Origin of the sequence: Pseudomonas reinekei (assembly GCF_001945365.1) — a bacterium.
In the GTDB taxonomy this organism is placed as follows: Bacteria; Pseudomonadota; Gammaproteobacteria; order Pseudomonadales; family Pseudomonadaceae; genus Aquipseudomonas; species Aquipseudomonas reinekei.
The window spans coordinates 11,190-33,725 of sequence record NZ_MSTQ01000018.1; the positions used below are offsets into that span (position 1 = coordinate 11,190).

Below are 22,536 nucleotides of genomic sequence, written 5' to 3' on the forward strand. Positions count from 1 at the left end.
AATTCCTGTCAACAAATCCGAAGAGAACTATGCATTCCTTCACAACCTCTTCCTCCTACAGAAATATAGTCATATAGAAAGCCGAAAAACGGCCAACAAATAAAACCAATATAAAAAATCACTAAACTATTGCCGCATAGCGTTCCATCGAGTTCGCGCCGCCACACGGTTATCAGAAGTTTCGTCATACTGAACCCCGGAAGCAGACGGCGCGGTCAATGTCACCGTCGAGCAGGGTAGGCCTGCCGCATCAAACTTCCGAGCTATGAATTCGCTTTCTGCTCTATCATGACTAGACATGATTAGCTGGTAACCCTTCAACTCAACCATATTGCGCATTACATCAACGAACGCTGCCGTATGAATAATATCGTTATGCTGCAACGGATCATCCAGTAGCAATGCACGCCACCGAGACCAAGGATATGCAGTACTTGCAGCACAGAGAATACTAAAACCGTTTGCGGCAATTTGCCCTTCACTCAGAACTATCTGCGGCGGCAACGACCTGTCGAGCGTCGCATTATCAATTCGATCACGAGAATGTAGTTTCATTTCGAAGCGAGTGGCATCGACGCGGTGCTCTGCGTTGAACCGAATCGTCTCGCCCGGCGCACTTAACATTGCCTCGTTGAAATCATCAATTACTCTATTTAAAGGAACGAGGAATTGCGTAGAAAAATCTATGGCTTCTTTCTTAAGACCAGTAGTAAATTTATTTACTGCTACTTTTGTGCTCTTTGATAATTTGAGCGCATCACGTGCTGACTTCACTCGCTCTTTAAGAACAGCTTCGTACTGAACCTGATCAGCGAATACTGCGTCACTACCTGCCGCTGCGGACATCGCCGCTCGCACAACCTCAATTTCCTGCTGAAGAAGTGTTGCTTCATTTTCACGAGCAAGAACACTGAGCCTGGATGCAATCTGATCCAGATGTCCGAGAGTGCTTAGAGTCGCAACACGTGCCGCTTCAAGACCCGCCTCACTAGGCGATAGTTCGAACCCTGCTGTCATCCATTGGTCACGAATGTCCGCCGCAGACTGTTCTGCCGCTTTACGTGCACTTGATGCTTGGTCTAACACCTGCTCCGCAGCTGTAAGCCCAGCGCGATGAGTAATTAAATCAGCAGCAGTTTTTTCTGCCACTGTATCTAACAGACGCTGCGCCTTTAGAGCTGCTTCTAGTTTTACCTGCTCGCCCCCTAACCTTGCGGCCAGATCCGCAGCATCTGCCCCCGCCATATCCCTAGCGACTAGGCGTTCTGAACAGTTCCTCAGCTCTCCTTCCAATACTGACATCCGCTCTACATAGTAGTCCTGACGCTCAACCATAGCGTCTAGCTCCGTATTTACTACTAACTGTCGCGCGCGAATACCTGCTGTTGCCACAGATGCTTCGCGAAGCTTTTCATCGGCAACAATCCGTATACTTTGTGATTTCGTGTAGTTTGCAGCAGAGACATCGAATAAATCAGCTGTTGATTCCACATGTAGCGATGCGGAGATGGTTCGCCGGATATCATCAACCTTGGCCGCGTCAGCTTGCGCCCTTTGCTTTGCCAATCGCACCTGTTCAATAATTTCGTCGAGCTGATAAATTTGATGATCTAGAGACCTAAGGTCTGAATTTAAGTTTTCGACTGATGCTTGAGCCAATACAAGTTCAGCGTCGACTGCCGAACTTGCAGCATTGATTATAAGCCTTAACTCGCCACGCTCAAAAGGAGTGGTACAAACGGGGCAAACGGTATCGTCTTCATGGATGTGAAGCGCGATACGCGCCACAGCCGCTTCAATTTCTCCCGATCGCCGACGAGCAGCATCCAAAGCAACATCGGCTTCTCCAAGCTGCTGAACGAGTTCTTCACGAGACTCAATAAGACTCTCTCGCTCATTTATAGCCTGCGTACTTTCTTGAAGTGCTGACTGATATGCCGCGACACTAGAAGTTGCTGACGCCTCAACTTCTTTCAGATTTGCACAAGCACCAACGATTTGGCATGCAGCATCAAAGACAGCTTGTGCCTGCGCCTGCTCGTTCTTCGCCAATCCTTCGTAAGCAATTGCTTGATCAATCTTAGTAAGTTCAGAACGGTGACTCCCAATTAAATCTAAAAGTTCACGCAAGTCTTTTTTTACGACAGAAATCAGTGGCTCAAGCTGAGTTTTTCGTTCTAAGTCGTGCCTAGCCAACTCCAGTAGTTCAACATCGCTTTTGATAGCTGCGACTACTTTTTCCTGTTTATCGGCTATTATGGCACTAGATATTGAAGCGTTTTCGCTTTCAGCAACTAAAACCCGTGCCGCTCCAACCGCCGCGAGCGCGCTCGTAAGCACAGGTCCATCGATTTGTGCGTCAGCCATGAGCGAGACATATCTACTAGGAAGTGCTCCAATAGACTCCAGAGAATCTCTTCGATCAAATAATTTTCGCTGAGTTTCCTCGATTTGCTTTGACAACATGTTGAGCCGAAGGCTGTAACTGGCTCCTTCCAGTACGACCAGTGGAACAATCGTAATAGATCCAATCTCTCGCTCAAGTTCAGTGATCGACGCCTTCAACTCTTCAGGTGAGTGGGCACCAGATGCACTTGCAGCCTGCTGCAAACGCTCAAGCCTGGCACTCCACCCTTGCCACTCAGCTAGTTGACGCTGAAGATCCTCAAGAAGATTCTGTTCTTGATCAATTCGTTTGGTAAACGCTAATTGAGTTGACCTGCCACGCAGCCCCTGCCGAACCTCCTCCAACCGTTCGATTCCACTCGGCCCCTTTAAAGCGCTCCATTGCTCATGACCTTCGCGACTAGTGAATCTCTGCTGAGCGGCCTGACCAAGAAAATGCGTAAAAGCAAGATAAGTACCTAGATCATTTACTGGGCCCCATTCACTATTCTTTAAGCACTCAATTATTGCGGCGGACTCTGGGCTTGTCGCACTCCCCCTCGCAAAGGTGGTGCCGTCACTGAAGCCTAGCTCAACCTGATGCGAGCCGGCCAAAGCTCCACGACGGGGAAGATATTGATCTTCTTCGATATTTTTGTTGTAGCGCTCAAAACGTCGAATTTTCCCTGTTAACCCCCACTCAATTGCATCAAAAAAACTACTTTTTCCGAGCCCATTAGTCCCCGTGATTAAGGTAAGTCCGGGGCCAGACGGTAGTGATATTTCGAAATTGCCAAATGTTCGAAAATCCTTAATTTTTACCTTAGAAAGATAAATGCCGCTCATTCTGACAGCCTCCGCTTCCAAGCATTGATCAAGGCATCGACAATTTTCATTGGATCCTCTTCAGGACCTAGCGCGATCTGTTCCCACTCTTCAGCCACATTGCGAGGTAGCGGGCTAATACTTGTTTCACTTGCTGAACTAAGACGATCTAAGGCCGCTGCGGAAAATCTACCTTCAAAGCTCCAAGGACGCGCAAGAAATGTTCGTTTTAAAAAATCACCAAAACTTGCGCCATCATTAGCTTCTTCTTCAGGCATCAGCCAAGCAAGTTTGCGCGCGACGCGGTCATCTCGCTCAACCATAAGCGCTAGCGCTTGCCATTCAGAAAGCCGCTCACTGCCTCTTGGTCCAACTAACATCAACTGTAAATCAAGCGCTTGGTTTGCGGATAAAAAAGAGCGTGCGATAACACATTGGTTTCGATACCTGCGTAACGTTTCACGTATTGCCGGTGCGTTTGGTTCCTCGGGGAGAACACCGACAACAACAGAGTAGCGTCCAATTTTAATTCCATACTTCACAGCAGGTAAGTCACTTGGGCTCAGCCTAGTCGAAGCAGACGCCTCCCCCCCACGAAACGAAACTCCCGCAAGCTCCGGCCAATCACTAACTTGTAGCTCGCATTGCTCCGCCGCAGCTTTTAAGTTTTCGAGAAACCATCCGGGAGATGTAGCATGGACGCTGGAAAATTGATCCGTCATAATTTTTCCTCCTGCACGTCATAAGCATGTTCCTCTCCTTGAGGTTCAATTTTCTGAATTAATTGCGCGAAGTGTGCTCGTTCGATTCCATCAAGAAGGAGTGCAAGCTCGGCCGGGCCTGTTTCGAGCGCCTTGGTCAGCGCAGCATCGATAGACATGATGATTTGCCCGGAACCAAACGACTCAGTGAAGTTTGGTTGTTGTTGATCGGTGGAAGAGAAAGCTTCCTCAGCTCGCATCGCCAGATCTATCGATCCGCGAACGGAGAGAATAACAAATTGAGTTTGCCACATGTAACGAGCAGCACACAGCGACATGGGGACGCCGTCTACTTGATCGGCAGCGCAAGTATGGCCTGTCCATGAAGTAGCCCCAGCCCGCGACCTTAAGAGATTTCCGGGAGCCAAATCACAGGGGGCAAGTGTCTCCCATGCCGCTGCAATTGCGAGTGCAACTGTAGTACCTCGTACCAAAGATGTGAGTTTCGCGGGTCCAACAAGCACATGTGCAAGCTCGATGGAATCATCATCGTCGAGAGCGCAAACGAGCAGACGCAAAAAGCGTGCACGCATTACTTCATCTCTATCGAACGATGCTTTCCAACGAAGCCAGATTGGCCGCATTCGAACTCGTAATGTAATCGCGGCGTTAAAACCTACTCTACGACCAGAATCCCTTCCCGTAGCAAGATACTCCGTAATATGGTTATCGATTGCATCTAATGTCCAGCTGTCGAGTACCTTGTGAATCGTACGCGCCAGTTCGCCTGGATCATCAGTAACAGGATTACGATTGACCGCAGTTGAAGCTCCAGCTTCAATTTCTGGTAACTGTAGCCCTTCCGCATGAAGCGACTCACTACTTAATCGCTCAGCAAAAAACCTCCAACGGGCGGGATCTGCAATAATTTTACAACTGCTTGCGTGCGTTGCCAGACGCACTATTGCTGTGGCTACAGGTCCATATGAGCTGGGGTCATCAGTACAAAATATGTGTAATTGGGAGCCTGTGTTACTCCAGGCAGCCATGACCTCAGGGGCGGCCATCGAACCTGACCATCTTACCCCACCATGAACAGGACGGATCTGAATACTGTCCGTTAGGAGCGCAGCCGTCGCCATTTGAGCGCGTGGGGCTGAAGGAAGGTGCATTTCCCGCGCTCTTGATTCAAAAAAACCTCTTGCCTCTGTAGAGAGACGCGGAACAAGCGTCGCGTCCCCATGTAGATTCAGCCAAGTCTGATGCTCTTCCTCAAATCCGCTCAAAACATTTGCGAAAGGCGCTCGAACAGCCGTCTGATTGGGGCCACGCCTTATAATTACCGAATGAGCACCTACAGTCATGCCACTGCATTCAAGCCAATGCGTAGCCTCATAAGGAGATTCTTCGGGCGGCGCCACGATGCGAACATCGGTACAGTGAATATGTTCAAAGCTGTGCTGCGGGCGTGCTTCACACGCTTTCATTGTGATGTAGGCCGCAAGTCGATTAAGAACTGAGGTCGCCGCAGTGAAAATTTCGGGATGCCGAGTTTGTAGTACTAGCTGTACTCCTGGACGTAAGCGCCCAACCACAGCCTGGATAAGTCCCAACGTCTTCAATTTTGACAAGACTTCGGCGTCATAGGCTGCCACCAAGTCAAAACGCTCACCAGAGGCTTCCACACCACGAGCGCGAAGATCAATTGCTTGTAAACTATCGAAAATCTCTTCAATGCCGGGATGCTTAGTGATAGTAGCGATCATACGCGCATGGTCGAAATCCATAGAAGCAGAAGCGACAAAGTCGATTAATGCTCCATCACCGTTCCCACTAATAAAAAAACGCGGCTTTGTTCTGCCTTCAAACTCAGGAACAGGGACCCCCGCATCACTCCAGTAGCTCTGATTCTGGATCCCTACCAGAGTCTGCGTAGGTTCCAAGCCGAAGCCTATTGCGATAAACACAATATCGAACCGATCACGATCCTCAACGGAATCTTCTACCTCTCCTGGTTCAGCGTCTCTCTCGAAGACTAACTCGAAAGACTTACGTTCAGGGTTAATGGCTGTGACGCGGTGACGCATACGCTTTTTAAGCCGCGGGCTAAGCGCGCCAACCATACGCTCAAATTCGGACGCCACTGCTTTACGCACTCCCTGTGCCGGCCCCGCTGTCCAGTCAAGAATCGGCAAGTCCGCTAGAGGGTCGTCAGTGTCCCATTCTGGCCAATCAAAAATATGAGGATCAATATTACGTCGCAGCGTAGCCTTTTGAATTGGCATCAACTCGTGACTTCGCTCGAATAAAACAACCTCACTATCGGTTATTAGTGCAAGCGCGGCCGCCGCTGTGACGCCCGCCGCTCCAGCTCCAATTACAGCGATACGCTTTGGAGCACTGAGATAACCTTCAGCATGCAATGCGTGCACCAACGATAATGCACGGACTTGCTGGGAGTAAAAGGTAATCCGTTTGTCGTAGCACCCGAGCACATAAAGGCCTGGATGTGTTTGAGATGCTGCGCCAGTGATTACGTCGCGTGGAAATAGCATTTCAATCACGGCTAAGCCTCGCGTTGTAGTCACGCAACGGTTTCAAGACAAGAGAGGCTTGCAAAGCCTTAGTAACCATCGGGTACGGCATAGATTTCCACCAATCTCCCGAGCTGACCTCAAACGTTCCTTGCATATCCCTGTCCCTAAATGCCTGATGGAGTATATTCACTGGGGCGATAAAAAGATGTTAACGCATATTTGTGGTTTGCCGTAAACGTAACGCTAGGGTGAAGGTCACCCTACGGCTACACTTTCTGATGTCGATAGCTAGAGCTCGTTTTTTGATAGAAGATCAGCGCCCTCTCGGGCGATCCAATTTACCCTTGCAAGTCTCACGCATCACACAAGTGGGGGGACAAATGGGGGGACAGACAAAAAAATGAAACAATCACCAACAAACATTATCAATAACCGAAATAAAACGCCGCCCACAAGCCGGCTTTTTAATGCCTGAAAAACAGCGAATTAAAAACGAGCAGTGCCCGCCCTGTCATCACAATCTTCCTCACGGATAACTAAACCCCTTAACCAACGTCAACTCCCCCACCGCCCTCATCGGCACCAAAAAAGTCTCCATCTTCTCGCTCGGCGTGCCCTCTTCCGTTATCACTGTCACCTGCGCCGTGGTCAGCGGTTGCACAGCGTCCTCCTGCCCGTCTTCATCGCTGCGATAGCCGCCGCCGAAGTAGTTCACATACACCAGATACTGCCCCTTGATCGGTGCGGGCATGGCGAAGATCTCCGGGCCGTAGCCGGTGGTGACGTCGACGTCGAGGGCTGCTCCGTTTGCGACGGCGCGGTCGCCGTACCAGATGTGGGCGCCGTCGGGGGTGATCAGGTGCAGGTCGAGGTCGGTGCCGTCGCTGTCCCAGGCCAGCAGTACGCGCAGTTTGGCCGGGGTGGCGCCGCCGCTGGCGTTGAGGAATTGCGTGCGGTGGCGTTGTTGGCCATCGGGGCTGCGCACTTCGACGCTGTTGCTGCCATTGGGAAATGAGAAGGGGCGATCGAAGCGGCCGGCGGGGTCGATTTTCAGGGGCATGCTGACGCCGTTGACGATCAGCCGACCGGGCTCGGCGGATTTCGGTGTGGCGTGGATCTGGCCACTGATTCGCGCGGTATTGGCTTGCCCGGCCGGGGTGTTTACCGACGAGGCGGGATAGTTGACGGTCTGACGGAAACTTTCGCCCTCGCCCTCCGGTGCGCCGGTTCGCCAGCCTCCAGAAGGGGTGTCGAGTTTTACGCCTTGCGCCATTGCCCACGGCAACGCCGTCAGCGAACAGAGCAACAGCAAGACCTGTGAATAACGAAGTGTCATGGTCTATTCCAGCAAAAGGTGGCGGGCGAGCCCTTCGATGTAGGTTTCATCCTGGCCGTTGGGGTGTGCTTCAAAGGCCAGGTGCAGGTATTCGTGCGTCAGGTCGAGGCGGTCCTGCAAGGACAGCACGCCACGCACATAGATGCGCTGGCGTTCGCGGTCGACATAGGGCCGACCGAAGCTCAGGCGGCAGACGGCGAAGGTGCTGACTTCGTTGTAGCCCACTTCGCCTTCCAGACGAGGACGCCAGCCGCGTCGCTGTTTTTGCAGCCACTCTTGCGCGGCGGGCAGTGCATCGCAGGAGGCCACGGGGTTGTCCCATCGGCTGAGGCTGGCGCGCGGGTAGGCGTGCAGCAAAATGGCGTCATAACGCTGGCCGGCGCGGGCCTGCTCGACGGCGTGTTGCCAGGACAATTTGTCCGGCCCGGGTTGATCAGAATGGTAAGTGACGGCGCTGCCCGCCAGCACCAGGTCGCTGGTCCACGCAGCGATGTTGCGTGCTTCGGTGGTGGCCGGTCGTGGGGCGACCCGTTGCCGCTGACTGCTGTCGTCGATGCTCAGGCATTCACCGTTTCGCGTGGCGTTTTGCAGCAGGTAAGTGCGGATGGCGACGGCCAGGGCTTTGGCGGCTTCGACCGGTTCAGGGGTGGCTTCGCGTTGAAGCACCCGCGCGACGTATTCCTCGCGATCCAGCCGGGCGACGAGTTTTTTATTGATCAGAAACAGTTCGCCGTCACTGTGGATATCGAGCTGGTTGCCATTGACGAACTCAACACGCAAATCGCCCTGAAGCGGCCCGGAAGACTGCGCACGATCACCCGACATTACGCGCCGAAGCGGGTAGCGAGAGAACAACTCGACCTCCACACACTTCCCGGTTTCCGCAGGCCGGGACGCAGGCACCACCGTCGCCAATGCCTGCGCAAAATCGCGCAGCACGCGCTGACTGGTCCCACGTCCGCCGGCCCAGATCGGCGTGCCGTCCGCTGTCCAGCCCGCGAAACCACCCTGACGTGATGTGGGGTCTTGATCGCCCAGCCAGCTCCAGGTTTTAACCCGCAAGCGGCTACCCAGTTCGCCGACGACAATGCCATCAGCCGCGCTCAGCACCACATCAAGCAACACTCGCCGCGCCTGCACCTGCGCCGGCATCACGGCCAGCGCGCGGAGCAACTCAACCACCGAAACACGGGTCGAGGGCTGCAAAGTAGCCAAATCCACTAACCATGGAGGTGCCTGCCGAGCCTGCCAATAACTCCGCCACTCAACCGCGTCGATCCCCAATCGTGCTTGCTCGAAATACAAACCGCAGGATTTCACCAACGCCTGATCGCGCTCGATTTTGCCACCGGCGGTGCAGCAATAGACTTCCTCTTTCGATTGTCCGTGACACTCATACGCCGGCTCACGGGCGCCGGTGTCTACCAGCCAGCCATAGACAAACAACTTCCACACGCTGCCCAACGGTGTCTGCAACGACTCCGACAACGGTTCGCGGGACATCAACTGCGACCGGTTCAAAGACAACAATTCGTCCTTGAAGGCCAGGCGCAACGGTTCGTCCTGCGCCAGCGTCAGCGCAGGGATCAAACACAGCAGCCAGCAGACCAGAGGCCGGAACATGTCAGTGGACCGTGACCTGACCGAGTGCCGGTTTCTTTTCCTGGGCTTGATGCTGCGGGGCGTACACCTGAGTGAAGCGTGCCGCCGGCAGGTTGAACTGGCCTTTCTGCGAGAAACGCACCAAATGTCGCAAACGCAATTCGCCGCTCAGCGCATCGACGGGCACGGCATAGGCCAGTTGTCCCGGTTCGAAACGTGCTTTCTCCAGTGCCGTCGGTTCAGTGCCGGATTTGCCTTGCAGCTTGATGCCCCAAGTAGTGCGCTCGACATCGGCACCCGGTGGCAGCGGCACTTCGAGCAGGCCATAGCGCAGCGGCTTCGCTGCTTTGCTGGTGAGAATCACTTCGTCCAGGTACAGGCTGTCGCTGGACAGAGGTGCGTTGCCGACAGCTTCCAGTTTGAACGTGAAGGCTTCGTCACCCGGCACCAGTCGCGACAGGCGACGGGTGATGGTCACGGCCATCGGGTCGACTGGCGGCTGTTGGGTCTGGAAGCTCAATGCTGCGCGCAGCGGACGCTCCTGCGCGCCCGACAGCGACAACACACTCGGCACCGGCGTCACGCCCTGCCAGGTCCAGTACATTTCGCCGGTGGCACCGTGTTGCTTCTTCCAGCCCTCTCCGGGCGCCAGTGCGATGGTGGGCGAGGCCTGCTCGATACTGCGTTGCAGCCAGGTCAATGCCAGTCCCCGTTCGAGGGTTGATTGTTGTGGCAGCAGACGTTGCAACAACGCTTGAGCGCGCGCCTGATCAAAGGGTTGCAGCGACAGGTTCAATGCTTCGGCGAACGGCTGCGAGCTGACGGCCAAACGCTCTTGCGCGTCCGCCAATTGACGATTGAAAGAATCCGGCAACGCTACCCTTGACTGACGCGCCAGCGATGCCGTCAACACACGCGCCGCCGCCAGCCCCAACGCCGAATCCGGATCACTCATGACAATGCTGTCTTCGCCATCCTCCATCAGGTTCGCGTCATGGCCCTCGCCTGCTTTCGTCAGATCGTCCATCAAGCCGCTGAGCAAGGTGTCAACCGGCAACTGCATCTGTTTGGCGAACGACACAATCAACGCACGCTGCAACAGCGGCGTGTTCTTCGCCTGCTTCGAATAGACCTCCAGCACCCGCTGCCAATGCTCCGGTGGCAGGCTCAATTCCAGCACCTGGCTGGCATGCCAGTCCGCGTAATAGGCATAGGCCGTAAGGAACGCATCCGGCTCGCCATCCATGCCCCACCAGGTGAAACTCGCCGCAGGCCCGGCCATTTGCACCAGGCGCAAACGGCTGTTCTGCATGATCAGGCGCAAGCGATCACGGATCTGCGGATTCGACGACAGCGTCGGATAGGCGATGCTCAGCGGCAACAAACGACTGGCCGTTTGCTCGACACCGCCGTACGGATAACTCAACAAATCATCCAGCGCCGAGCGGAACAGCGCTTGCGGGCTGTCATCCAGACGCAGGCGAATGTCCGTGGCGTCTGCCGGCATCGCCAGCGGCGTATCACCGCTGGCGACATCCAGGCGTTGGCTTTGCGTCACTTGCCAGCCTTCGCCGCTTGCGCTCAAGCGCACAGCCAGGGCGTCCGCGATTGTGCCGTCCTGCAGCAGTTCGGCGGTCCATTCGCCGCTCGTCAGCGCGAACGAGGGAAGCGGGATGTAGTTGATGCCGCTGTTGAGCGTGACAGGTAGGCGCTGCTCACTGCCCTGGTAATGCGTCACCAGTTCAGCCTTGATCGGGTTTTGCGCCTGACTGAAAGCAAACACACCGAGATCAGGCTGGTCGCCCGTGCGGAACTTGCTCGGCCCGCTCCACTTCAGGTACAGCGGTTTATCCGAACGCACGAATTGCTTTTTCTGCCCGACCTGACCATCGTCGGCGATCGCCCGCGCGGTGATGCGCCAGCGGGTCAGCGAGTCCGGCATCTTGAAGGTGAAACGGGTTTTGCCCTCGGCATCGGTCAGCAGCTCCGGTTGCCAGGCGGCGGTGTCGACGTCTTCGCGACGAGGGCGCTCCAGCACTTTCACCCCGCGTTCGCTGCGGTTGGCTTTGCCCGGCGCACCGGGGCTGCCCGGCAGCGCGACGTCATAACTGATGAACGACAGGCTGGCACTGGTGCGCACGTTATTGCGTCGTGGGTGATAGAAGAACTGGTCGATGGTGGGTGCTACTTCCGGTTGCAGCGCGTAGACCATTTCGTCAACCACGCTGACCGTCAGATGCGCCGGAATCGGCTTGCCGGCGAACTGCGTCGTCAGATCGACAGAAACCGTTTCGCCCGGCTGATACGTTTCCTTGTCCGTGCTGATCGCCACATCGATCTGCGGCGTAATCACCTTGATGCCGGCGTTCTGGAAGCTGTACTGACCGCCCTTGGTGTACAGCACCGAGAACGTCAGGTTCGGTGCAAAACCGTCCTTCACCGGAATGCGCGCGCGGTACTGAGTGTCGCTGAGTTTCTCCATCTTCAACCAGTCGCCGCCCCTGGACAGCAGCGCGGTAGCCTCGACCTTGTCGCGTTCCAGCGACAGCAACGCATCGTTGATCGGCTCGGGGAAGGTGATCAACGCCAGTGCTTCATCGCCGGCCTTGTACTCCGCTTTATCGAGGACGATTTCCACGGTACCCGGTACGGCTTTGACCCCGTCGCCGGTGACTGAATGCCCGGTGGCGCCGAGGGTTCGGCCGTGGTCGTCACGGAGTGTCAGGTTGTAGGTGCCGGGCCGGTCAAAGGCCAGGGTGAAACTTTTATCGGCGGCCGCCAGCTTGCCTTCACCGGTGCTCTGGTCTTCCAGGCGAACCCAGCCGTAGCTGCTCGGGGTAACCGCTGCGCTTTGTTCGCTTTCGTTGACGAAGCTGAACGCAACCTTGTCGCCCACCGCGCTGAACCGCTGTGGTGCGCTCAAGCGGAAATTCGCCGCACCACGATCGATGAGAATTTCCTTGGTGGTCTTGACCCGATACGCCGCGCCGTCACTGGCAAACACGGTGAGCATGTAGCGGCTCGGTTTGTCGGCGGCCGGCAGATCCAGAGTCGCAGCGCCCTTGGCGTCGGTGGTCAATTCGGTGCTGGTCAGCTCCACCGGGAATTGCCCGAGGTATTGCAGTTCGTTGTCAACCATCGACAGTTGCTGGGCACGCAGGCTGAGGCTCAATTTGGCATTGGCCACCGGTTTCCCATCCGGGTACAGCAGCACCAGACTGCCCTTGACCGCCTCGCCGGTGCGGTAATCCTGCTTGGCCAGGTTGAGGGAAATTTCGAAGTGCGGCTTGATGTATTCAGCCACGCGGAAGGCGCTGCTGTAGGCCTGATCCTTGTAGCTGAAGCGCAACTCGTAGCCACCGGCCACGGCGTTGTCCGGCAATTGGAACCGGCCTTGGGTGCCGGCCTTTGAATCAAGCTTCAAGTCCAGGGATTGCAGTGCGGTGCCGGTCGCATCCAGCACGGTCACGTTGACGTCGGCAGCGCTTGGCTGCACCGAATCGCGGGCGTTCTTGAATTCGCGGCCGACGATTTTCAGCGAGACCCAATCACCGGGCCGATACAGCGGCCGGTCGGTGAAGGCATAGAGTTTGGTGTCGTAGATTTCGCTGTCGTAGTAGAAATTTTCCGAGACGAAAACCCCGCCCTCTTCGTCCTCGCCAATCACGAACGAGCGCTCGGGGCTGACGTGTTTCAGGCGCAGCAACCCCTCGGCATCGGTGGCGCCACTGCTCATCACGCCGAGGCCGTCGGTCCAGAGCACATTGACCTTGGGCACCGAACTGCCTTGGTGTTTGCGCGCGGCCCACACCAGCAATTCATCGCCGGCAATCTTGCTCACCGCCACGGTGTTGGAGACGAAGACCATGGTGGTCGCGCGGTACTTGCCGATCAGCGCTTCGACCAGATACAGCCCCGGCCTCAAAGTGCCCAACGGGATGTAAACGTTACCCGGCGCGACGCTGACAAATTCGCTGGAAGAACCGGCCAGGTTCACGCCTTGCGGCGGCTGGATCGGTTTGGCTTGCCACAATGGATAGCGGAACTGGCTGGCCACTGGCAGGCCCGGAATCAGCGCGAATTGTGGTGGCGCGTCGTAAGGCGTCGGCGCGGCCATGGCGGCGCCCATTTTCAGTTCCGGGACTTCCTCGGTAACCTGTTTGCGCGACTCATAGGAGAATGCCCGCTGCATCACGCGACGGGATTTTCGATACCAGTTGTCCCACAGGTACGCGAGCGTGTTGGACAAGCCTTCGCCCTTGAACTGGCCATCGCTGACCACGCGGTGCAGGTTCTTCTGACGCTTGAGGAAATCCAGCGGCTTGTCGATGCGATACACGCGAATGTCGGCGCCGCCGTAAGGCTCCATGCGAAAGCGCCGGTAGTCACGACCTGGCGCTTCCAGGCGCACCATCGCTTGTTCGTCGCTGGCAAAACTGCTGTCGGCCAACAGGAAAAAACTTTCGCCGGGGACCGGCGTGTAGCCGCTGGGTTCGACAGTGTCTTCGGCGTTGACCGCCGAGAAAGGCAACACCATGACCAACAGCAGAGACAGAAAACGCAGCATGCGGGCACCGGTCATTGGGAGAGAAAATTCAGTCGATAGACGCCGATGAAGTTCGGGTTGGCTGCATCGGGTATCCATCGGGTGTCCTTCCATGTCATGAGTTGTTGCAGGCTTGCCGAACGCATGCCGTTGTCGGTGGGGGTGGTGGTACCGGTGTGATAGGCAATGTAGCGGCCCATCCAGATCATCAGGTGCTGGTCGTCGCCCTGATCGAAAAACATCAGGTCGCCAGGCCGTGCTTGCGCGACATCGCGACCGACCAGATGACTGTTGAACTGAATCAACTTGATCGCATTGACGTACGGCCCGACCTTGCCGCCACCCTGTTGCCATTGCTGAGCGAGGCCGCGCTGGGCGTCGCTCAATTGCAATTCCGGCGGCAGATAACGGTTGGACAGGCCATTGCTGCGCAGCCATTTGTCGTCGTGGACTTTCAGTGCCTCGTTGGCGGCAAACCGCACCAGCCCGGCGCAGTCCTGTTGGTACCAGCGTGGGCTCGGGCCCTGGCTCAGTTGCTCCTGGGCGATGCGCACAAACCAGGCGCGGAACACTTGGGATTGCTGCACATTCAGCGCGGGTGTTTCGATCGCCCAGGCACCCGCGCTTAGCAGCAAAGCGAGGAAACCGAGGCTGCGGATCAACGTGTTCACAGGGCTTTCCATTCCAGCGGCAGCCATTGCCAATGACCGTCCGGCTCGCTGCCTTCAGGCAGGGTCAGGGCGTACTTGCCATAGCCGCCGAGCTTGCGCAATTTCGGGATCAGGTAGGTTTGCGCGGCGTTGTAAAACACCGGTTCCATGTCCTGGGGCAGGCTGTCTAGGGTTTCCTGCTGCATCAGTTGCGCCATGGATTCGGGGCCGAAATACACCGGCATCAGCAGGTCTTTGGGCACCACATCGGCCATCGGCGGGAAGCGTTTGTCGAGGGTCCCGAGTGCCTTGTCCACCAGCTTGTCGTCGAGGGAAAACAGCAGCGTCGAACCATGCCGCGCGAGGCTCACGCGCATGAACGCCTTGCCGCTGATCGCGTCCGGATTCTCGGCAGCCTTGGCCGCGTAGGGACCGAAACTGGAGCTGACCTGACGCTGCCATTGATGGCTCTGGCCTTCCTGTTTCTCCACCACCGGGAACGCATGCTCATCAACCTTGCCTTCGTAGGCGCCGACCATCGAACCGAACAACTTGCCCAGATCGCCATCCAGGCTGGCACTGTCTTCATCCTTGAGACTGGCCACCAGCAGCGGCGTGTACAGGCGCGAGTCGGCGTACCAGCAAAGCCCTGCCGCACCGCCCATGTGCTCGGTCAACGCTTGAGCGGCGCGCTCTTCGGCACCGAGTTTTACCAGCAACGGTGTCTGTTGTTCAGCGGCCAGCGGCAGCGCCACACAAGCGCTGGCGCCCATGGGCATGGCTTGCCAGACCGGTTTGAAATCGAAGTCTGGCTGATTCTCCAGCTCATCCATGGCCAGGAAGCTGTGCCAGCCTTTATCGTCCATGTCGAAACGCAAGCCGGCGAAGTTGGGAATGAAGCGCTGATAACCCATGGCCAACACACTGGCGTTGACCGACAGGCGCTGTTTCACCTCCGGCGCACGGGGTGGCAGGCCGAAGGCTTCGGGGAACAGTTTTTCGCCGTTGAGCAGCGCCGCGATGGCCTTGGTTGAAACGCCGCCCGCTTCCAGTGTCACGCCACTGTCAGGGTCGTAAAGCCTGGTCGGGTTGGACAGCACCACCAGTTTGTCGCCATGGGAGCCGAACACCAGCGCCCTGCTGGCGTTGTAGGTGAGCTGATAAAGCGCCACGTCATCGGTGCCGACTTTCACGTCTGCGACTTTGCTCAGTTGCGAATCATCCAGCGCCACTTTTGCCAGCGGTTCCAGCACTTTGGCCAGGCCACCGCGATCCATCACCAGCAGAAATTCCTTGAGCCGCCCATCCGCCCCGCGCCACAGCGCGACGTCCGCCGGTTGGTCGAACAGTTGCTCGATCAGTGTGTCCTGCAACTTCAGGTCATGTTCGTAGATGATCCGCCGCAAGCTGCCGATCAGGCCGAGGCGATCGGCGTGGGCTTCGTAATAGAAGACGAAATCTTCGGTCAGGGTTTCCTTGAGGAACGGCACGGCCAGCAAATCCTTGGGCAATTGGCTCAAGGAACGGGTTTCGAGCAAACCATCGGGGCGGCTCATGCCCAGTTTTTCCGCCGCCAGTTGCGGCGCCGGCGCGGTGCTTTTTTTCATCAGCCAGCCCATGCCAGCGGCCACACCGGCGACCAGGCACAGCCCGACCACAATGGCCGGCCAGCGACGGGACGGTTTGGCGTTCGGTGTTTCGGCAGCCGGGGTAACGGTGTTATCGCTCATTTCACAAAACCCGATGTCATCCGTGGTGCGGGATGCTTAATAGTTGAAAGTCTTGACCAGCAGCAGGTCACCGATGGCCCGCAAGGGCACGATGAAAGTCTCGCGTTTTTCGTCGACCGTGTTTTCGTTGAGCACCAGGTTGATCTGCGAAGTGATCACCTCGTTCTGGTTGCCAGCCTCATCGAAGTTATAGCCGCCGCTGCCGAAGTTGCCCCAATAGTTGACGTAAACCAGATAGGTGCCATGCAGCGGTGCGGTCATGGTGAACATTTCCGGGCCGGGACCGTCGACGCCGTCCGGGTCGAGGCCGCCGCCGTTGGTCAGCGCCGAGTGAGCCCAAAACGCGTGTTGGCCGTCAGGCGTGATGATGTGCAGATCGAGTTCGGCCTTCGGGTCATCCCAGCCCAACACCACGCGAATCCGCGCCGGCGTACGTAAATGATTGGCTTCATAGAATTGAACGCGCTTGAGCGACTGACCTTCGGCACTGCGCACTTCGACGCTGTTGGAACCGGCGCCGAACGCGTACGGCCGGGCGAAACGCCCCTGATCGTCGGTGTACAGGTTCAGGGGGTTGCCATTGACCGCCAGCGTGTGGGGCCCGCGTTGCGTACCGATGGCCTTGAGCTGGCCTTCGATCATCGTGCGATTTCGCTGCACGCCCCGGTCGATGGGTGGCGTGGGATAGGCGACTCGCGGGTTTTCCGTGCGGTCCAGCAAACCATTAAAGCGCCAGCCGCCCACCGGTTCCGACAATTCGGCACCCGGCGTGGCCATTGCCGGCACACAGACCCACCCGATCAGCAGCAAAAAAAATAAGCGCATGTGACGCCTCCTGCCATGCATGACGAAACCTTGCGCCTGATCCTCGGCGCGTTACAGATGTAGATACTGCGTTTCGTCTGAAAGACCCGTGACGGTTGGGTCATCGATGGCGCGAAGGTTAGACGCTGCTGCGCATCATCACAATCGGACCCCATTGAAAATGCGGCGGGAATCACCCCGCTCATTTGCCCATGAACCCCCTATCTGCTAGTGTCGCGCCGGTTTAACGTCAACCGGAAATCGCCGCCATGGCCCGCAAAAAAGCTGCACTGGATTTCGAACAATCCCTCGCCGACCTGCAAACGCTGGTCGAGCGACTGGAGAATGGCGAATTGTCGCTGGAAGATTCGTTGACCGCTTTCGAGCAAGGTATCGGTCTGACCCGCGATTGCCAGGCGGCGCTGGCCCAGGCCGAGCAAAAGGTTCAGGTGCTGCTCGAACGGGATGGCGAGTTGGCCGAGGAACCCTTCGACGCGGACCTGCCAGAATGATTGAAGCGTATTCGGCGACCAGCCAGGGTCGGGTCAATGCGGCGCTGGACACCTTGTTCACCGCACCGAGCCCTGAACTGGCGCGGTTGTACGAAGCCATGCGCTACAGCGTGATGAACGGCGGCAAGCGCGTTCGTCCCTTGCTGGCCTACGCGGCCTGCGAAGCGTTGGGCGGCAAGCCTGAGCAAGCCAACGGCGCCGCCTGCGCGGTGGAGTTGATCCACGCTTACTCGCTGGTGCATGACGATTTGCCGGCCATGGACGATGACGACCTGCGTCGCGGCCAGCCCACCACTCACAAGAAATTCGATGAAGCCTGCGCGATCCTCGCCGGCGACGGCTTGCAGAGCCTGGCCTTCAGCGCCCTGCTCGACCCGCGCCTGAGCGATGCGCATGCAGAGATTCGCCTGCACATGGTCAGCGCATTGGCCAAGGCAGCGGGCCCGGCGGGCATGGTCGGCGGTCAAGCCATCGACCTGGGCTCAGTCGGCCTGAAGCTTGATCAAAAAGCCCTCGAATACATGCATCGGCACAAGACCGGCGCGTTGATCGAAGTCAGCGTCAAGCTCGGAGCCCTGGCCAGCGGCCGTGCCGAGAAGGACGAACTGAAATCCCTGCAGACTTATGCACAGGCCATCGGCCTGGCGTTCCAGGTGCAGGACGACATTCTCGACGTCGAAAGCGATACCGAAACCCTCGGCAAGCGCCAGGGCGCGGACATTGCCCGGGACAAGCCGACCTACCCGGCCCTGCTCGGCCTCGACGCGGCCAAGGCTTACGCGTTGGAACTGCGCGATCAGGCCCTGCACGCGCTGCGACCGTTTGACGCGGCGGCAGAGCCGTTGCGCGACCTGGCCCGGTATATCGTCGACCGGCGCAACTGACGGCGTATCCGCCAAAAAAGACCAACGCGTGGGCAGGGGCCGATGCATCAGGTAAACTGCCGCATCTTTTATACCTATAACGATTCGCCTGATGCCCACGACGTTTCATGAGATTCCCCGCAAGCGCCCGACCACGCCCCTGCTCGACCGCGCGAACACGCCGGACGGCCTGCGCCGGTTAGGCGAAGCCGAGCTGGAAACCCTGGCCGATGAGTTGCGCCTGGAATTGCTCTACACGGTCGGCCAGACCGGTGGGCATTTCGGTGCCGGCCTGGGCGTGATCGAGCTGACCATCGCGTTGCATTACGTTTTCGACACCCCGGATGACCGGCTGGTGTGGGACGTCGGTCATCAGGCTTATCCGCACAAGATCCTCACCGGTCGCCGCGAGCGCATGGGCACCCTGCGCCAGAAGGACGGCATTGCCGCTTTCCCGCGCCGCTCCGAGAGCGAGTACGACACCTTTGGCGTCGGCCACTCCAGCACGTCGATCAGTGCCGCGCTGGGCATGGCGATTGCCGCCCGCCTGCAAAACAGTGATCGCAAGGCGATCGCGGTGATCGGCGACGGCGCGTTGACGGCCGGCATGGCGTTCGAAGCGCTGAACCATGCGCCGGAAGTGGACGCCAACATGCTGGTGATCCTCAACGACAACGACATGTCGATCTCGCGTAACGTCGGTGGCCTGTCGAACTATCTGGCGAAGATTCTTTCCAGCCGCACCTACGCCAGCATGCGCGAAGGCAGCAAAAAAGTGCTGTCGCGACTGCCCGGTGCCTGGGAAATCGCCCGGCGCACCGAAGAATACGCCAAAGGCATGCTGGTCCCCGGCACGCTGTTCGAAGAGCTGGGCTGGAACTACATCGGCCCGATCGATGGCCACGACCTGCCGACCCTGATCGCCACCCTGCGCAACATGCGCGATCTGAAAGGCCCGCAGTTCCTGCACATCGTCACCAAGAAAGGCAAAGGCTTCGCCCCGGCGGAAGTCGACCCGATCGGTTACCACGCCATCACCAAACTCGAACCACTGGACGCCCCGGCCGCTGCGCCGAAAAAGGCCAGCGGGCCGAAGTATTCCGGTGTATTTGGCGAGTGGCTGTGCGACATGGCGGCGGCTGACCCGCGCCTGGTCGGGATCACCCCGGCAATGAAGGAAGGCTCCGATCTGGTGGCCTTCAGCGAACGCTTCCCGCTGCGCTACTTCGACGTGGCGATTGCCGAGCAACACGCTGTGACGCTGGCGGCCGGCATGGCCTGCGAAGGCGCCAAACCGGTAGTGGCGATTTATTCGACCTTCCTGCAGCGCGGCTACGACCAGTTGATACATGACGTCGCCGTGCAGAACCTCGACGTACTGTTCGCCATCGACCGCGCCGGTCTTGTTGGCGAAGACGGCCCGACTCACGCCGGCAGCTTCGACCTGTCGTTCCTGCGCTGCATCCCCGGCATGCTGGTGATGACCCCGAGCGATGAGAACGAACTGCGCAAAATGCTCACCACCGGTCACCTTTACGAAGGCCCGGCGGCCGTGCGTTATCCACGCGGCAACGGCCCGAATGCAACCATCGAGAAAGACCTCGAACCGATCGAAATCGGTAAAGGCGTCGTTCGCCGCCAAGGCAGCAACGTCGCCCTGCTGGTGTTCGGCGTGCAGTTGGCCGAAGCGCTGAAAGTTGCAGAGAAGCTCGATGCAACGGTGGTCGACATGCGCTTCGTCAAACCGCTGGACGAAGACCTGGTGCGCGAAATCGCTGGCAGCCACACATTGCTGGTGACCATCGAAGAGAACGCGATCATGGGCGGCGCCGGTGGCGCGGTCAGCGAGTTCCTCGCCCGCGAGAACATCCTCAAGTCGATGCTGCACCTCGGCTTGCCGGACATCTACGTCGAACACGCCAAGCCTGCGCAGATGCTGGCTGAGTGTGGGCTGGACGAGACCGGAATCGAGGCCTCGATCCGCGAGCGTTTGCAACTGCTGAACATCTGAATCTCTGGATGCATGCACCCCTGTGGGAGCGAGCCTGCTCGCGATAACGGACTGTCAGTCGACTCAGATGTTGACTGATACACCGCCATCGCGAGCAGGCTCGCTCCCACATTTGATTTGTGTGCTCTACGAAACACCCACGGACTGCCGATGAAACTCTCCCCCTTCGCCCTGACGCTGACCCTTCTGCCGTCCGGCCCGCTGCTGGCCGACACCTTTGAACGCGACCAGGCGCTGAAGCTGCCCGACGTGCTGATCAGCGCCAACCGCCAGGTCGAAGCGCGCAACGACAGCAGTGCCGCCAACACCGTGTTCACCCGCGACGACATCGACCGTCTGCAACCAGACAGCGTTACCGACCTGCTGCGTCGGGTGCCCGGGGTGCAAGTCGCGCAAACCGGCGGGCGTGGCAGTCTGCCGGGGATCTACATTCGCGGCACGCAGTCAGCGCAGAGCCTGGTGCTGGTAGATGGTCAACGCATCGGCAATTCGTCCTCGGGCGACAGCAATCTGCAGCACATCAACATTGAACAGGTCGAGCGCGTAGAAGTGCTGCGCGGCTCGCGATCGGTGATTTACGGCAGCGACGCGATTGGCGGGGTGATCCAGATTTTTACCCGGCGTGGCAGCGAACCGGGGTTGCGCCCGCAGATGCACGTTGGCTTTGGCAGCCACCAGACCTGGGAGCGCAGCGTCAATTTGTCTGGCGGCGATGAACAGACTCGCTTCAATCTCGGCGCCAGCCTCGATGAAACCGCCGGGATCGATCGCACCCATGAGTCGTACCCCAGCGACAGCGATCACGATGCGTACCGCAATAAATCGTTCAGCATAAGCGTGAGCCATGCGTTGAGCGATGACGTCGAAATCGGCGCCAACGTGCTGGATAACGGCGGTAAAAGTGAATACGACAATCCGTTCGGCCGCTTCGACCTGAATACTTTCGAATCCGTCCAGGAGCAGCCGTACAACAGATTCGATGTGAGCAGCGTCAGCAGCTACGTCGACGCGCGGGTCAACGACCTGTGGAAAACCCGGATTGAACTCGGCCACAGCGAAAACCGCGAGAAAACCTTCGACAAGCTCAGCGATGAACGCAGCGTATTCAACACCTACCGCGACTCGCTGAACTGGCAGAACGACCTGACACTCAACGAGAGCAACAGCCTGATCCTCGGCGGTGACTGGTACGAAGACCGGGTCAACAGCAGCACCGCGTTCGACGAGAACAGCCGCTGGAACCGTGCGGCATTCATCCAGCATCGTTATCAGGCGGACAGTTTCTCCACCGAACTGGGCCTGCGCCGCGACCAGAACCAGCAATTCGGTGGCCAGAACAGCTGGAGCGGGACCCTCACCCTGCCGCTGAACCCCAACAACGATGTGCTGCTGACCTACAGCGAAGGCTTCCGCGCCCCCACCTTCAACGACCTGTATTACCCCGACTTCAGCAACCCTGACCTGAAGCCGGAAACCTCGAAAAGCTATGAACTGCAATGGCGCAGCCAGTTGACCGAAAACAGCCGACTGGAAGCCTCGCTGTACCGCACGGACCTTGAAGACGCGATCATCTTCGGCAGCAACTCGCGCCCGGAGAACGTCGCCTCGGCCCGGATCAACGGCGTCGAAGCCGCATTGAAACAGGAACTGTTCGGCTGGCAAAGCAACCTCGGCGTGGCGATCATCGACCCACGGGATCGCGACAGCGGGCACACCCTGGCCCGTCGCGCACGACGCACCGTGAGCCTGGACCTGGATCGGCAGTTCGATCGACTGGGCCTCGGTGTCAGTTGGCAAGCAGTGAGCAGCAGCTACGACGACTTGAGCAATCAACAACCGTTGGGCGGCTATGCCTTGCTGGGGTTACGCAGCAGTTGGGCGCTCAATCGCGAGATCAAGCTGGAGTTGAAGGTGGATAACCTGCTGGACAAGGGTTACAGCCGCACGCTGTACAGCCATGACGGCAGCCAGTACGGGTATCGCGAAGAAGGTCGGGCGTGGATGTTCGGGGTGACCTGGACGCCGGAAATCTGA

13 protein-coding genes are annotated in these 22,536 nt (G+C 57.9%); 4 read left to right on the forward strand and 9 right to left on the reverse strand.

Features of this window, described 5'->3' with window-relative positions; genetic code table 11:
- Positions 1–126: 126 nt before the first annotated feature.
- The 9 genes from BVK86_RS23140 to BVK86_RS23175 form a co-directional block, all read right to left on the reverse strand.
- Positions 127–3,231 (reverse strand): AAA family ATPase, encoded by a 3,105-nt coding sequence (locus tag BVK86_RS23140; protein WP_075948629.1) that lies wholly within the window; start codon positions 3,229–3,231, stop codon positions 127–129.
- Positions 3,228–3,932 (reverse strand): ABC-three component system middle component 1, encoded by a 705-nt coding sequence (locus BVK86_RS29560; protein ID WP_139315792.1) that lies wholly within the window; start codon positions 3,930–3,932, stop codon positions 3,228–3,230. The genes BVK86_RS23140 and BVK86_RS29560 overlap by 4 nt, the downstream gene beginning before the upstream one ends.
- A complete protein-coding gene (locus BVK86_RS23145) occupies positions 3,929–6,466 on the reverse strand; it encodes an ABC-three component system protein (RefSeq protein ID WP_075948630.1) in 2,538 nt (845 codons plus the stop codon). Before BVK86_RS23145 ends, BVK86_RS29560 begins: the two co-directional genes overlap by 4 nt.
- Positions 6,467–6,974: 508 nt before the next feature.
- Positions 6,975–7,784, reverse strand: coding sequence for a YfaP family protein (locus BVK86_RS23150; protein WP_075948631.1), 810 nt, complete (start codon positions 7,782–7,784; stop codon positions 6,975–6,977).
- Between the two features lie 3 nt (positions 7,785–7,787).
- Positions 7,788–9,407 carry a DUF2300 domain-containing protein gene (locus BVK86_RS23155; RefSeq protein WP_075948632.1) on the reverse strand — a complete coding sequence of 540 codons (1,620 nt, stop codon included), beginning with the start codon at positions 9,405–9,407 and terminating at the stop codon, positions 7,788–7,790.
- 1 nt (position 9,408) lies between these two features.
- Positions 9,409–13,968, reverse strand: coding sequence for an alpha-2-macroglobulin family protein (locus tag BVK86_RS23160; RefSeq protein ID WP_075948633.1), 4,560 nt, complete (start codon positions 13,966–13,968; stop codon positions 9,409–9,411).
- Positions 13,965–14,615, reverse strand: coding sequence for a DUF1175 domain-containing protein (locus BVK86_RS23165; protein WP_075948634.1), 651 nt, complete (start codon positions 14,613–14,615; stop codon positions 13,965–13,967). Before BVK86_RS23165 ends, BVK86_RS23160 begins: the two co-directional genes overlap by 4 nt.
- Positions 14,600–16,312, reverse strand: a complete 1,713-nt coding sequence (locus BVK86_RS23170) for a DUF2138 domain-containing protein (RefSeq protein ID WP_075948635.1) — start codon at positions 16,310–16,312, stop codon at positions 14,600–14,602. The genes BVK86_RS23165 and BVK86_RS23170 overlap by 16 nt, the downstream gene beginning before the upstream one ends.
- 36 nt (positions 16,313–16,348) lie before the next feature.
- Positions 16,349–17,137: a YfaP family protein gene (locus BVK86_RS23175; protein WP_075948636.1), complete on the reverse strand. Its 789-nt coding sequence runs from the start codon at positions 17,135–17,137 to the stop codon at positions 16,349–16,351.
- A 248-nt stretch (positions 17,138–17,385) separates the two neighbouring features.
- Here BVK86_RS23175 and BVK86_RS23180 point away from each other — a divergent pair, with 248 nt between their 5' ends.
- The 4 genes from BVK86_RS23180 (at position 17,386) to BVK86_RS23195 (ending at position 22,536) form a co-directional block, all read left to right on the forward strand.
- Complete coding sequence (locus BVK86_RS23180; protein ID WP_075948637.1) at positions 17,386–17,628, forward strand: exodeoxyribonuclease VII small subunit; 243 nt, start codon at positions 17,386–17,388, stop codon at positions 17,626–17,628.
- The gene (gene ispA, locus BVK86_RS23185) at positions 17,625–18,512 is read left to right on the forward strand and encodes a (2E,6E)-farnesyl diphosphate synthase (protein ID WP_075948638.1); all 888 of its coding nucleotides are present in this window, start codon (positions 17,625–17,627) and stop codon (positions 18,510–18,512) included. The genes BVK86_RS23180 and ispA overlap by 4 nt, the downstream gene beginning before the upstream one ends.
- A 91-nt stretch (positions 18,513–18,603) precedes the next feature.
- Positions 18,604–20,502 (forward strand): 1-deoxy-D-xylulose-5-phosphate synthase, encoded by a 1,899-nt coding sequence (gene dxs / locus BVK86_RS23190; RefSeq protein ID WP_075948639.1) that lies wholly within the window; start codon positions 18,604–18,606, stop codon positions 20,500–20,502.
- 150 nt (positions 20,503–20,652) lie between these two features.
- The gene (locus tag BVK86_RS23195; RefSeq protein WP_075948640.1) at positions 20,653–22,536 is read left to right on the forward strand and encodes a TonB-dependent receptor domain-containing protein; all 1,884 of its coding nucleotides are present in this window, start codon (positions 20,653–20,655) and stop codon (positions 22,534–22,536) included.

Bases quoted from the DNA above. Each gene is read 5' to 3' on its own strand.
- BVK86_RS23140 (WP_075948629.1), bottom strand. From the start codon at position 3,231: ATGAGCGGCATTTATCTTTCTAAGGTAAAAATTAAGGATTTTCGAACA.
- BVK86_RS29560 (WP_139315792.1), bottom strand. From the start codon at position 3,932: ATGACGGATCAATTTTCCAGCGTCCATGCTACATCTCCCGGATGGTTT.
- BVK86_RS23145 (WP_075948630.1), bottom strand. From the start codon at position 6,466: ATGCTATTTCCACGCGACGTAATCACTGGCGCAGCATCTCAAACACAT.
- BVK86_RS23150 (WP_075948631.1), bottom strand. From the start codon at position 7,784: ATGACACTTCGTTATTCACAGGTCTTGCTGTTGCTCTGTTCGCTGACG.
- BVK86_RS23155 (WP_075948632.1), bottom strand. From the start codon at position 9,407: ATGTTCCGGCCTCTGGTCTGCTGGCTGCTGTGTTTGATCCCTGCGCTG.
- BVK86_RS23160 (WP_075948633.1), bottom strand. From the start codon at position 13,968: ATGACCGGTGCCCGCATGCTGCGTTTTCTGTCTCTGCTGTTGGTCATG.
- BVK86_RS23165 (WP_075948634.1), bottom strand. From the start codon at position 14,615: ATGGAAAGCCCTGTGAACACGTTGATCCGCAGCCTCGGTTTCCTCGCT.
- BVK86_RS23170 (WP_075948635.1), bottom strand. From the start codon at position 16,312: ATGAGCGATAACACCGTTACCCCGGCTGCCGAAACACCGAACGCCAAA.
- BVK86_RS23175 (WP_075948636.1), bottom strand. From the start codon at position 17,137: ATGCGCTTATTTTTTTTGCTGCTGATCGGGTGGGTCTGTGTGCCGGCA.
- BVK86_RS23180 (WP_075948637.1), top strand. From the start codon at position 17,386: ATGGCCCGCAAAAAAGCTGCACTGGATTTCGAACAATCCCTCGCCGAC.
- ispA (WP_075948638.1), top strand. From the start codon at position 17,625: ATGATTGAAGCGTATTCGGCGACCAGCCAGGGTCGGGTCAATGCGGCG.
- dxs (WP_075948639.1), top strand. From the start codon at position 18,604: ATGCCCACGACGTTTCATGAGATTCCCCGCAAGCGCCCGACCACGCCC.
- BVK86_RS23195 (WP_075948640.1), top strand. From the start codon at position 20,653: ATGAAACTCTCCCCCTTCGCCCTGACGCTGACCCTTCTGCCGTCCGGC.